We start from the raw sequence: 12,714 nt of genomic DNA on the forward strand, positions 1-12,714 counted from the left end.
GGGCAGGACGTGCGGGGTAACAGTCGGAGGACTGTGCCGGGGACGACGCGCGGGGGCGCCGTGGGCGACGCTTGACCCTCCCCTTGGGGGAACGCCCACGCTGGGATCACCTGAGAGAAAGGTCGCCCCATGAGCCCCCTGATGACCGTCGGCGAGTTCGCCCTCGCCACCGGACTGAGCGCGAAGGCGCTGCGCTTCTACGACGAGCGCGGCCTCCTCGCCCCCGCCGACGTCGACGCCCACTCCGGCTACCGCCGCTACGCGCCCGCCCAGATCCGGACGGCCGCACAGATCCGCGTCCTGCGGGCGGCCGGCCTCACGGTCGACGACGTCCGGTCCGTCCTCGCGGACCCCGCCTCCCTGCCGGCGCGGCTCGAGACACACGCGGCCGAGCTGCGACGCCGCCGCGACCTCGAGGACCGCGCGCTCGCGCTCGCGGCCGCCGGTGTCTACGCGGCCCCGGATCCCGACGACGACGGCGGCCCCGCCCGTCCCGGCCCCGTGGCGGAACGCACGGTCGGGCCGACGCCGTGGGCCGGCGTCGTGCAGCGGGTGGCCCTGGACGAGGCCGGTGAGGAGGGGACCACCGAGCGCGCGAACGCCGCCTTCGCGATGCTGTTCCAGGCGCTCGCGGAGGCGGGGCCGGCACCGGCCGGGCCGCTGTGGACGGCGCTGCGTCCGGTGCCGGGCGCCGCCGACGTCGTGGAGACCGTCCTGGCGGTCCCGCTGAGCGGTCCGGCTCCCGCGGGCCTCAGGGTCGACGGGCACGAGGTGGTGACCGGGACACTGCCACGCCGTGTGGAGCGGTACGTGGACGTGCGGGCCGATGCGGGCGACGTCGACCTCCTCGACGACGCCCCCGGCGGCGCGCTGCCCCATCCGGATCTGCTGGGACTCATGGACGCGTTCGACGTGGACGACGCCGGCGCCGCGCCGGAGATCCGCCAGATCCTCGTGGACCCGGAGGCCGGACACGTCGAGTTGGCGGTGACGGTGCGGGAGGAGGCGGGAGCGGGGCAGGGGTGAGCCGGTGCGGGGGCGGCACGGCGTGTCTGGCCGGCCGACCCTGCCGGTCTCACACAGACCCCCCGGGGGCTCAGGGGTGCCCGGGGTGGCCCGAATGTGATGGAGTGCACGGATCCTGTCCGCGACCTGGGAAGAAGCCATGGAGCAGTTCGTCACCGCCGCCAACTCGATCATGTGGAGCCTGCCCATGGTCGTCGGGCTCCTCGCCCTAGGCCTGTACTTCACGATCCGCATGGCGGCTCCCCAGGTGCGGCTGCTCAGGGACATGGTGGGCCAGCTGGTCAGGGGAGGATCGTCGTCGGCGGGGATCAGCTCGTTCCAGTCGTTCGCCATGGCCCTGGGCGGGCGCATCGGTGTCGGCAACATCGCGGGCGTCGCGGCCGCGATCTACCTGGGCGGCCCGGGCGCGCTGTTCTGGATGTGGGTGACGGCGATCCTCGGCGCCCCCGTGGCGCTCGTGGAGAGCTCGCTGGCGCAGCTCTACAAGCACAAGGTCCGCGGCGAGTACCGCGGCGGGCCCGCGTACTACATCCTCGAGGGGCTCGGCCGGAACTGGCGGTGGCTGGCGGTCGCGTACGCCGCGGCCACCGTGTTCGCGACGGTCTTCACCGGCCCGCAGATCCAGGCCAACGCCGTCACCGCCGCCACGACCGAGGCGTGGGGCTGGAACCCGCTGTGGGTGGGTCTCGGGATGGCCGTGCTGTTCTGCGCGATCGTGTTCGGTGGCATGCACCGCCTGGGCCGCACGGTGGGCCTCGTGGTCCCGTTCATGGCCGGCGCGTACATCCTGGTGGGGCTGCTCGTCGTCGGACTCATGTGGCAGCAGGTCCCCGCGATGTTCGGGCTGATCTTCTCCAGCGCGCTGGGCCTGCACTCGGTCTACGGCGGCATCCTCGGCGCCGCCGTCGCGTGGGGCGTGCGCCGTGCCGTGTACTCCACCGAGATCGGCACCGGTTCGGGCGCCCAGGCCTCGGCGGCCGCCCACGTCTCCCACCCCGTGAAGCAGGGCCTGGCCCAGGCGTTCTCCGCCTACGTGGACACCCTGTTCGTCTGCACCATGACCGGCCTGATGATCCTCGCCACGAACAGCTTCAACGTGCTGGGCCCGGACGAGGAGAGCCTCCTCGCGGAGCACGTGCCCGGCGTCGAGGAGGGCCCGGCATGGGTCCAGATCGCCATCGACGAGGCACTGCCCGCCTTCGGACCGTCCTTCGTGGCGATCGCCGTCTTCCTGTTCTCCTTCACCACCCTGCTCTCCTTCGCGTTCTACGCGGAGACGAACGTCGCCTACCTCATCCCCAACAAGACGGCGCAGCGCGCGGTCATCGCGATCGCCCGGCTGCTGCTGGCCGGCTCCATGGTGTTCGGGTCCGTGCAGAGCTCGGCCCTCGTGTGGGCGTTCGCCGACTTCGGCGTCGGCCTCTACACGTGGGTGAACATCGTGGCGCTCATCCTGCTGAGCCCCGTGGCCATCCGGCTGCTCAAGGACTACGACCGCCAGCGCCGCGCCGGCCAGGAACCCGTGCTGGATCCGCACGCGATCGGCGTCCGCAACGCCCGCCTGTGGGAGCAGATCCACGCGGCGTACCAGCAGACCGGCGACCTCGACCGCGCCATGGAGCACGTCGCCGACACCGCCCCGGACACCCGGGCCATCACCGTGGTCCCGCGCCGGGAGGGCTGAGGACCGACGACGGCGGCCCGGGGCGCCGGACGTCCGCGACGACGTCGGGCCACGGGCCAGGGCCGTCCGCGCGGCCTGAATCCCGGCAGGCTCACCCCATGGACCACAAGGAGATCCTCCATCAGGGGCTGCGCCGGCAGCGCGACGCCCTCTTCGCGAAGCTGGACGGCCTGCCCGAGCGGGAGGTCCGCCTGCCCCGCACCCCCACCGGCACCAACCTGCTGGGCCTGCTCAAGCACGCGGCCACGTGCGAGCTCGAGTACTTCGGCGAGGTCTTCGGCCGCCCCGCCGGCATCCCCCTGCCCTGGGACGCGCCGGGGGTGGGCGAGGAGGACGGCGCGGACCTGTTCGCCGCCGAGGACGAGACCCTCGAGGACGTCCTCGACTACGCGCGGCGATGCTTCGCGCACGCGGACGCGACCATCGAGGCCCTCGTCCTCGACGCGCGGGGGCGGGTCCCCTGGTGGCCCGCGCACCTGGCCGAGGTGACTCTGGCGCAGATCCTCTCCCACGTGGCCCTCGACGCGGCCCGCCATGCCGGCCACGCCGACATCCTGCGCGAGGGGATCGACGGGCAGGCCGGCCTGCGCGGCCCCGGGGACAACCTGCCCGGCTGGGACGCCGAGCGGTGGGCCGCGCACGTGCGGCGGCTCGAGGGGATCGCCCGGGGTGCGGGCCCGGTGCGCTAGCGTCCGCGGTGATGACTCCCCGCTCGCTCGCCGGTCTGGCCCTCACCGTCGCCGCCCTGATGTCCGCCTTCGTGCTGATGGCGCCGACGGCGCCGGGGCTGTTCGTCGGCGTGCTCACGGTGGGGACCTTCGGGTTCGGCCCGTTCTACGGGGAGCCCTCGCGGCAGCTCGTGGACCGGCCGTGGAGGCGGGACACGCGCTGGCGCGATCTCGCCCGCCGGGTCCGCACCGACTGGCTCTCCCGGCAGCTGGGCGCCGTCGGCTGGAACGCGGCCATCAGCCGCCGCATCACCGGCCGGGCCGACCTGCGGCGCATCCGCACCGCCGCCGTGGGCTCCCTCGTCAGCCACGCCGCCTCCGCGGGTCTGCACGCGGTGGCGGGCGTGGCGCTGGCGGCCGTCGGGCATCCGGTCTGGGGCGTGGTCGCGGTGGCCCTGGGGCTCGTGGTGCACGCCTGGCCGGCCCTGCTGCAGGTCTCCGTGCTCGGGCGCATCGACGGACTCCAGACGCAGATCCGCGGGGACCAGCTGCTCTGGTGACCGGCCGGCACCGGGCGGCCCGGCCGAGCACTTTGTGGGCCGAATCCGACGGATGAGCCCCTGAATCGGGCACGGGAGCGTCGCATTCGGCCCGCAAAGCGGTGGGGAGGGGGCAGCGGGGAGAGGGCGGCGAGGAGAGGGCGGCGGGGAGAGGGCGGCACCGCGCGCTCAGCCCTACGCTCGGACCCATGACCGAGCACACATCCGAGCACACCCCCGAGAACCCCCACGTCGTCCGCCGCGGCTCCGGCGTCCCGCTGATCGCGGTGCACGGCAACAGCGTGGACCACCGGCTGCTGCTGCCGCTCGACGACGCCCTCGCCGAGGCCGGGGAGGTCGAGCGGATCTACGTGGACCTGCCGGGCTTCGGCCGGACCTCGGCCCTCCAGGACGACGGCGGCCTCCCCGAGCTCGCCGCCTGGCTCGTGGACTGGATCAGCGCGGAGGTCGGCGAGCGGCCGTTCGCGGTGCTCGGCAACTCCCTCGGCGGCCTGCTCGCCCGGCACGTGGCGGCCGAGTTCGGCGCGCAGGTGTTGGGGCTGGGGCTGCTCGCGCCCGTCGTCGACCCGGACGAGGACCGGCGCACCCGCACCGACCTGGTGGTGCGCGAGCGCGACGACGCCTTCATGTCTACCCTCGACCCCGACGACGCCGCCCCGTTCCTCGAGATGTCCCCGCGGCTGACGCGGGACACGTGGGAGCGGTTCCGCGAGCACGCGCTGCCGGGCGTCCGCGCCGTGGACGAGGAGGCGCTGAAGCGCCTGTCCGCGCGCTACGTCCTGGACGCCGTGCCGGAGGAGGCCGCGCCGCCGTTCGAGGGGCCCGCCCTGATCCTCACCGGCCGGGAGGACCACCTCGTCGGCTACCGGGACCAGGCCGGGCTCCTGGAGCATTACCCGCGCGCCACCTACGCGGCGCTCGACGCCGCCGGCCACAACGTGCACCTGGACCAGCAGGAGGTCGCCGAGGCGCTCGTCCGCGCGTGGGCGGTGCAGGTGGGCCGCGCGGCGTCGGACTGAGGCGGGGTCAGGGGGAGGGACGGGCCTCCACCCGGGCCTCCGCCTCGGCGCCCGCCCCCACCCCGACGCCGGCCCGCGCCAGCAGGCCGTCGGCCACCCGCAGCAGGGCGGCGACCGCCACGAAGAACACGAGGATCGCCACCACGTAGACGGCGACGCCGTCGTAGCCCAGCCGCGGGACGTCCAGGATCGTGTACGGGTACCAGTCCAGCCACGGCCCGCGCAGCAGCGTGAACGCCAGCCAGGCGAGCGGGATGAGCGTGGACAACCACACCACCCGCCACGTGATCTGCCGCCGCGGCCCGAAGACCGCCCACAGCACCGGGGTGAGGATCGGCGTGACGATGTGCTGCAGGGTGTCGTTGAACCGCTCGACGGCGGTCATCGGGTCGGCGTCCCGCAGCAGCACGTTGAACACCACGCCCGTGATCACGATGCACACCACCCCCGTCACCCGCAGCACCCGGAACAGCGTGCCCGGCCGGTGCAGGCGCAGCGCCAGCAGCAGGGACGTCAGCCCCACCAGGAAGTTCGAGAGGAACGTGAAGTACGTGGGCTGGTTGAGCATGTGCTCCCAGCCGCCCTCGAGCACGCCCGCGTAGCCCGCGTCGGCCGGCAGGTCCGAGGACTTCCACGAGCCGATCCACAGTGAGAGCAGGTTGCCGCCCAGGGACAGGGCCGCGGCGACGGCGAAGGCAGGCCGCGCCGTCGTCGTCCAGCGGCCGGAGGGGGTGGGGAGGGTCATGCGCCCATCCTGCCGGAGCGCGACGCCGCCCCCGGTGCACTGGCCGAGCCGCTCGGGCCGGCGGGCGTGTCCCGGCCGGCGGTCCGGACCCTACGCTCGGCACCATGATCCGGACCCCCTGGACCCGCACCCCCGCCGGCGCGAGGCGCGCGCGCCGCCCCCGACAGTTCCGCCGCGTGACGACGACCGGGCCCGCCGCCGTGGACGTGGCCTGGGCCCGCTACGCCGACCTGCGCCTGTGGCCGCGGTGGGCTCCGCAGATCCGCGCCGTGGAGGCGCCACGGCGCCGGCTGCGGGCCGGGCTTCGCGGCGTGGTCCACGCGCCCCTGGGGCTGCGCGTCCCGTTCGTGGTCGAGGAGGTCGACGACGACGCCCGCACCTGGCGGTGGACGGTGCGGGTGGCCGGGACGGCGGTCTCCATGACGCACGACCTCACCGCCACCCCCCGCGGCACCCGGGCGGGGCTGACGGTCCACGGGCCCGCCGTCGTCGCCCTGGCCTACCGACTGCCGGCCCGCGTGGCGCTGCGGCGGCTGTGCCGGGCGCACCTCTGAGGGCGGACCGCCGGGCCGGGCCTGTGGCCAGGGGCCCCGCCCGCCTCACACCGCCGCGGCGTCGGTCCGCAGCTCGACGCGCGGCCAGTCGGCGAGGTCGGCGAGCATCTGCCGGTCGTGGGTCACCACGACGACGGCCTGCTCCGTGACCTGCAGGGCCTCGGTCATCTCGTCCACGAGCGCGGGGGAGAGGTGGTTCGTCGGCTCGTCCAGCAGCAGCACGTGGGGGCGCTCGATGAGCACCATCGCCAGGTGCAGACGGGCCTGCTGCCCCTGGGACAGGCGTCCGACCGGGGTGTCCGCGGCCTCGGCGGTGAGCAGCCCGAGCGAGGGCAGCGTGGGGGCCGGCAGGGGACGGCCCAGGTCGTCGACGCCGGCCTCGTCCGCGCCGACGCGGCGCACGTGCTCCTCGAACACGGCGGCGGCGGTGCGCTCCTCGTCCCACGCGGGGGTCTCCTGCGCCACGAGGCGCACGCGCACGTCGGCGCCCACGGTCACCAAGCCGCTCGTGGGCTCCAGGTCCCCGGCGAGCACGCGCAGCAGCGTGGACTTCCCGGCCCCGTTCGGGCCCGTCACCAGCACGCGGCCGCCCGGCACGAGGGCCGCGCCCATCGGCTGCTCGAGCCGCCCGGCCACGCGCACGGCGTCCGCGGTGAGCAGGACGTCGTCGCCCGCCGTGCCCGGCCCGCCCGCCGTGCCCGCCGCCGCGTCCGCGCCGTCCCGCGGGTCGCCGTCGGGCATGTCCGCGAACGGCCAGTCCAGGCGCAGGGGCGGCTCGGGCACGGTGATCCGGTGCGCCTCCAGCTCGTCGAAGCGCCGGTTGAACATCTGCACGATCCCCGCCGACCGGCTCGAGCGCTGGTGCTTGCCGGTGCCCTTCGGGGGCCGCCACGAGCCCTGCATCTGCTCCCGCGCGTCCTCCACGGCCAGCTCCAGCCGCTCGCGCTCGGCGTTCTGCTCGGCGTACTCCTGCTCCCAGGCGGCCCGGGCGCGGCGGCGCCCCTTCGCCCAGCCGGCGTACCCGCCGGAGTACCGCCGCGGCCGCCCGTCCTGGCTGGGATCCAGGTCCACGATGTCGGTGCACACGGCGCGCAGCAGGGCGCGGTCGTGGCTGACGACGGCGACCCCGCCCGGGTGCTCCACCAGCCGGCGGGTGAGGAAGTCCAGGGCGACGTCGTCCAGGTGGTTGGTCGGCTCGTCCAGCAGCAGCAGGTCCGGCCGGGAGCCGAGGGTGACGGCCAGGCGCACCCGGTGGCGCTGGCCGACCGAGAGCGATGTGAGGGGGCGCTCGCGGTCCGTGCACGCGTGCAGCCCCTCGAGGTCCATGTCCACGCGCCGGCCGGCGTCCCAGGCGTCGTAGAGGTGGGCCCGCTCCAGCGCGGTGGAGTACCGGTGTCCGGCGCCGGCGTCGTCGGGGGCCTCGGCCAGGGCGGCCGCGGCGGCGTCCAGGGCCTCGAGTGCGGCGTGCGGGCCCGTGAGGGCGTCGCGGACCAGGTCGCCCACCGTGCGGGAGCGCCCGTCGGCCCGCGCCCGCAGCGCCTGCGGGACGAACGCGAGCGTGCCCGCCCGCGTCACGCGGCCGACGTCGGGCGTGATCCGGCCCGTGAGCACGTGGAGCAGCGTGGTCTTGCCGCGCCCGTTCTCACCCACGATCCCGAGCCGCGAGCCGGCGTTGATCCGCACCGTGGCGTCCGTGAGCACGCGGTGCCCGCCGAGCGAGACGGTCAGGTGCTCGCCGCGCAGGTGGGCGGCGGGCCCGGCGGGCAGGGCGGGGGAGGGAGGGCCGGAGGTCATGTCCGCCAGTCTAGGGAGGGGGCGCGCTGCCGCGTCCGGGGTCGGGACTACGCTCGGGGCCATGTCCGCCGCCCCGCCGCCGCCCGCCTTCGGCACCGTCCTGCACCACCGCGCCCACGGGATGGCCCCGGGGGAGTCCATCTCCCCGCCGCTGGTCCACGCGAGCGCGTTCCACCTGCCCGGCGCGGACCCGGACGGCGCCCCCACCGCCCCCGGCGCGGACGTGCCTTTCCAGTACGCGCGCTGGGCCACGCCCACCTGGTCCGCGCTCGAGGCCGCCCTGGGCGCGCTGGAGGACGCCGACGTCGCCGTGGTCCCCTCCGGCATGGCCGCGATCGCCGCCGTCCTGCTGCCCCTGCTGCACCCGGGGGACCGCGCCCTCCTGCCCGCGGACGGCTACGGGCCCACCCGCGCCCTCGCCGCCGAGCACCTCACGCCCCGAGGCGTGCACGTGGACCTGGTCGCCACCCAGGGGCTCGCCCATGCGGACCTGAGCGGCTACGACCTGGTGCTCGTGGAGACCCCCTCCAACCCGGGGCTGCGCGTGGCGGACCTGGCGGACGTCGCCGCCCGCGCCCACGCGAACGGCCGCCGGGACGGCGCGGGGGCCCTCGTGGTGGTGGACAACACGCTGCTGACCCCCCTGGGGCAGCGCCCGCTGGAGCTGGGGGCGGACGTGGTCGTGGCCTCGGACACGAAGGCCGTCAACGGGCACACGGACGCCCTCGGCGGGCACGTGGCCAGCCGGGACCCGCAGGTGATGGCGCGGGTGCGCGGCTGGCGGACCCTGGCCGGCGGGATCCTGGGCACCCACGAGGCCTGGCTCATCCACCGCGGTCTCGAGACCCTCGAGGTCCGCTTCGCCCGGATGTGCGCCTCGGCGCAGGCGGTCGCGGAGCTGGCCGCGGGCCACCCAGCGGTGCGCGCCGTGGTCTACCCGGGGCTGGCGGACCACCCGGACGCGGAGGTCGTGGCGCGTCAGATGACGGCGGCGGGCGGCCTCGTCGGGCTGCGGTTCGCGGACGCGGCGGCGGCCGAGCGGTTCATCGCCGCGGCGCAGTACGTGGTGCCGCAGACCAGCTTCGGCGGCACGCACACGGCGGCCGAGCGCCGCGCCCGCTGGGGCGACGACGTCCCGGACGGTTTCGTGCGTCTGTCCGTGGGCGTGGAGCCCACCGCCGAGCTGCTGGCCGACCTGGAACGCGCGATGACCGCCGCGGGCGGCGGGCCGACCGCCTGACCCGCGCCCTCCGCACTTTGTGGGCCGAATACGACTCTCCCGGGGGCTCTGGGGCCCGGGAGAGTCGTATTCGGCCCTGAAAGTGAGCGCCGCCGAGACCTCACCCTGACCCGCGTCCCGGCTACGCTCGCGAACCAGTCCCCGCCGCCCCACCCCAGGAGACCCGCCCCCATGCAGCTCGACCTGATCGTGGAGAACGCCCGCCTCATCACCGGCGACCCCGCCCGCCCGTCGGCCTCGCGGCTGGGGGTGTGGCGGGGCGTCGTCGTCGGGGTGGACGAGCAGCTGGACGGCCTCGCGACGCGCGAACGTCTCGACGCGCGGGGGCGCACCGTCCTCGCCGGGTTCAACGACGCCCACGCGCACAGCGTCTGGTTCGGCCAGTCCCGGCTGGACGTGGACCTCGAGGGCGCGCGCACCGCGGAGGAGGTCCACCGCCGGGTCTGCGCCCGCGCCGCCGAGCTCGACCCTGGCGCCTGGGTGACGTGCACCGGCTTCGACCCCGGCCACCTCACCGGCCCCCAGCCGGACCGGGACGGCCTCGACGCCGCCGCCTCCGGGCGCCCGGTGCTCATCCGCCACAACACGGGCCACGCCGTCACGGTGTCCGGGGCGGTGCTGGTCCTGGCCGGCGTGGGGGAGCAGGTGCTGCAGCAGCCCGAGGGCGGGCGGATCCTCACGGACGCCGCCGGCCGGCCCACCGGCCTGTTGGAGGAGACCGCCATGAGCCTGGTGACCCGGCTGCTGCAGCCGGAGTCCCACGAGCACATCGGCGCGTGCCTGGCGCGGGCCTCGCAGGAGTACGCGGCCGAGGGCATCACCTCGGTGACGGATGCGGGGGTGGCCGGCGGGTGGATCGGGCACAGCCCGCTCGAGTTCGGCGCGTATCAGCGCGCCCGGGACGCGGGGCTGCTGCGCACCCGCTTCCAGACGATGGTCACCCTGGACGCGCTGCACCCGGTGGACGGCCATCCCGACGACGGCACGCACCTCACCCTCGACGCCGGCGTGCGCACGGGCGTGGGCGACGAGTGGCTGCAGATCGGGCCGGCGAAGGTGTTCACGGACGGGTCGATGCTCGGACAGACCGCCGCGATGACCGAGGACTACTGCGGCCACGGCCACGGCCGCGGCTACCTACAGCAGGACGCGGGGGAGATGCGCCGAGCGTGCCTCGGTGCGGCGGCCGCCGGCTGGGCGCTGGCCCTGCACGCGATCGGCGACGCCGCCCTCGACTTCGCCCTCGACGTGATCGCCGAGGCGCGGGGCCGGTTCGGGCGGCCCGTGATGCCGCACCGCGTGGAGCACGGCGGGGTGGTCCGCGACGACCAGGTGGCCCGCATGGCCGAGCTGGAGGTCGTGATGGCCACCCAGCCGAACTTCATCAGCGCGTTCGGCGGGTCGGTGCGGGAGCGGATCGGGCCGGAGCGGGCCGCGCTCTCGTACCCGGCCGGGCGGCTGCTGCGCGCGGGCCTGGTGCTGCCCGGCAGCTCGGACCGGCCCGTGGCCGGCGGCCGCCCGCTGGAGGTCATCCAGGACTTCGTGCTGCGCCGCACCGAGACCGGCGAGCAGTACGGCCCGGACGCGGAGCGGCTCACGGTGGCCGAAGCCCTGCACGCCTATACGGTCGGCTCCGCGGAGGCGACCGGCTGGGGCGGCCGCAAGGGACGGCTCGTCGCGGGCCAGCTCGCGGACTTCACGGTGCTCAGCGAGGACCCGCGCGCGGTGCCGAGCGATCAGATCGCGGCGATCGACGTCGTCGCCACCGCCGTGGGCGGGGAGTTCGTGCACGGCGGGCTGTGACGCCCGGCCCCGGTGCCCCGCGACGAGCCCTGCGATATGGCCCCTAAACGCGTGGTTTAGGGGCCATATCGCAGGGCTCGTCATCCAGGGGAGCGGGTGGGGCACGTCCGGTGGCCCGGCGGTCAGCCGTGGCTCTGCTGGGGGGTTGCTCCCTACGCTCGGAGGACGGCGCGCAGACCGCGCGTCGCCCCGAGACCATGAGGAGCACCCCGTGGCGCACGACGACGCGAACACCACCACCACCGACCAGCTCACCCTGCAGGACCCCACGAAGCGCTACCCCGTGATCAGCCCGCCGGAGGAGACGCTGCCCGGCACCGGCCTGGACGCGGAGATGACGCCGAAGGCCGACCTGGGTGAGAAGTCCTACCGCGGCACCGGCCGTCTCGAGGGCCGCAAGGCGCTCATCACCGGCGGTGACTCCGGCATCGGCGCGGCCACCGCGATCGCGTTCGCGCGCGAGGGCGCCGACGTCGTGATCACCTACCTGCCCGAGGAGGAGAAGGACGCCCAGCACGTCCTCGAGGTCCTGCAGGCGGAGGGGCGCACCGCCGTCGGGATCCCCGGCGACCTGCGCGACAAGACGTTCTGCGCCGACCTCGTGGCCCAGGCGGTCGAGAAGCTCGGCGGGCTGGACGTGCTGGTGAACAACGCCGGCAAGCAGGTGGCGCAGGACTCGATCGAGGACATCGACGACGAGCAGCTCGAGGCCACCTTCGACGTCAACATCCTGGCCCAGTTCCGCCTGGTCAAGGCCGCCCTGCCGCACCTGAAGCCGGGTTCCACGATCATCAACACCACGTCCGTGGTGACCTACATGGCCCCGCCGCAGCTCGTGGACTACGCCTCCACCAAGGCCGCCATCAACACCTTCACGAAGGCCCTGGGCCAGCAGCTGGCCCCGAAGGGCATCCGCGTGAACGCCGTGGCGCCCGGGCCGATCTGGACCCCGCTGCAGCCCTCCGGCGGCCAGAAGTCGGAGGACCTGCCGGAGTTCGGCCAGTCCACTCCGCTGGGCCGCGCCGGGCAGCCCACCGAGCTGGCCCCGGCCTACGTGTTCCTGGCCTCGCCGGAGTCCTCCTATGTGGTGGGCGCGACCATCCCGGTGACCGGCGGCATGCCGACGCCGTGAGGTGAGGCCTGTCAGGCGGGGCGTGTACCCCGCGACAGACAAGGTGACGGCCGTGGTCGCCTCCGGACACCGGAAGCGACCACGGCCGTCACCTTGTCTGTGGGGTGGGGCTGCAGGCTCCACAGCCTTGTGCGGAATCACCTGATGGAGCCCGGTGGTGCCGCGCGGAGCCGACTCAGCGAAGACGCGGGGGATCCCGCGTGGTGTGCGTCTGGACGCAGTTCTCAGGCACAGACCTAGCCTCAACGAAGGGGCGGGGTGACTCCGCGCGACGAAGACGACCTTACGTGAGGACGCGCGTGCTGGGGAGGCGTCCCCATGGTGCGCGGGGTGGAGGGGTCGGGAGGCGCGCCCGTCCTATCCGGTAGTAGGTATGTGCATGAGAACTTGCCAAGAGGGTTTTGGTCTTGACCCTGTGTGCCCGCTCTGTCAGCATCTGTGTCATGCCTCACCGAGGCTCCCGTCCACGCGATCTTCGCGCGTGAGGCG

The 12,714-nt window shown here is 75.0% G+C and carries 11 protein-coding genes; 9 read left to right on the forward strand and 2 right to left on the reverse strand.

The features are described from left to right. The first annotated feature begins 129 nt into the window (after positions 1-129). From G6R13_RS09230 to G6R13_RS09250, 5 genes are all read left to right on the forward strand, one after another. On the forward strand, positions 130-1,026 hold the full coding sequence (locus tag G6R13_RS09230) for a MerR family transcriptional regulator (protein ID WP_036315578.1): 897 nt from the start codon (positions 130-132) through the stop codon (positions 1,024-1,026). A gap of 139 nt (positions 1,027-1,165) precedes the next feature. Continuing rightward, positions 1,166-2,710 (forward strand): alanine/glycine:cation symporter family protein, encoded by a 1,545-nt coding sequence (locus tag G6R13_RS09235; protein WP_123243967.1) that lies wholly within the window; start codon positions 1,166-1,168, stop codon positions 2,708-2,710. Positions 2,711-2,808: 98 nt separating this feature from the next. Continuing rightward, complete coding sequence (locus G6R13_RS09240; protein ID WP_010079843.1) at positions 2,809-3,399, forward strand: DinB family protein; 591 nt, start codon at positions 2,809-2,811, stop codon at positions 3,397-3,399. Positions 3,400-3,410: 11 nt separating this feature from the next. After that, positions 3,411-3,938 carry a hypothetical protein gene (locus G6R13_RS09245; protein WP_036315583.1) on the forward strand — a complete coding sequence of 176 codons (528 nt, stop codon included), beginning with the start codon at positions 3,411-3,413 and terminating at the stop codon, positions 3,936-3,938. 188 nt (positions 3,939-4,126) lie between these two features. After that, entirely contained in the window at positions 4,127-4,957 is an 831-nt protein-coding gene (locus G6R13_RS09250; RefSeq protein WP_123243966.1) for an alpha/beta hydrolase, read from the forward strand. Between the two features lie 7 nt (positions 4,958-4,964). Here the strand turns inward: G6R13_RS09250 and G6R13_RS09255 are convergent, their stop codons facing one another. Next, positions 4,965-5,702 (reverse strand): Pr6Pr family membrane protein, encoded by a 738-nt coding sequence (locus G6R13_RS09255; protein ID WP_020627044.1) that lies wholly within the window; start codon positions 5,700-5,702, stop codon positions 4,965-4,967. A gap of 104 nt (positions 5,703-5,806) precedes the next feature. On the opposite strand from G6R13_RS09255, the gene G6R13_RS09260 reads away from it, so the two are divergent. After that, positions 5,807-6,256, forward strand: a complete 450-nt coding sequence (locus tag G6R13_RS09260; protein WP_020627043.1) for an SRPBCC family protein — start codon at positions 5,807-5,809, stop codon at positions 6,254-6,256. Positions 6,257-6,301: 45 nt separating this feature from the next. Here G6R13_RS09260 and G6R13_RS09265 read toward each other — a convergent pair whose 3' ends face one another. Then, positions 6,302-8,050 carry an ABC-F family ATP-binding cassette domain-containing protein gene (locus G6R13_RS09265; RefSeq protein WP_036315586.1) on the reverse strand — a complete coding sequence of 583 codons (1,749 nt, stop codon included), beginning with the start codon at positions 8,048-8,050 and terminating at the stop codon, positions 6,302-6,304. 61 nt (positions 8,051-8,111) lie between these two features. On the opposite strand from G6R13_RS09265, the gene G6R13_RS09270 reads away from it, so the two are divergent. The 3 genes from G6R13_RS09270 to G6R13_RS09280 all read left to right on the forward strand — a co-directional run bounded on the left by G6R13_RS09270 (position 8,112) and on the right by G6R13_RS09280 (position 12,225). Further along, positions 8,112-9,290, forward strand: a complete 1,179-nt coding sequence (locus G6R13_RS09270) for a cystathionine gamma-lyase (protein ID WP_020627041.1) — start codon at positions 8,112-8,114, stop codon at positions 9,288-9,290. A 171-nt stretch (positions 9,291-9,461) separates the two neighbouring features. Continuing rightward, entirely contained in the window at positions 9,462-11,093 is a 1,632-nt protein-coding gene (locus G6R13_RS09275; protein ID WP_123244417.1) for an amidohydrolase, read from the forward strand. Between the two features lie 211 nt (positions 11,094-11,304). Then, positions 11,305-12,225: an SDR family oxidoreductase gene (locus tag G6R13_RS09280; RefSeq protein WP_163721481.1), complete on the forward strand. Its 921-nt coding sequence runs from the start codon at positions 11,305-11,307 to the stop codon at positions 12,223-12,225. Positions 12,226-12,714 lie beyond the last annotated feature (489 nt).

Origin of the sequence: Micrococcus sp. Alg238-R198 (assembly GCF_900537135.1) — a bacterium.
In the GTDB taxonomy this organism is placed as follows: domain Bacteria; phylum Actinomycetota; class Actinomycetes; order Actinomycetales; family Micrococcaceae; genus Micrococcus; species Micrococcus luteus.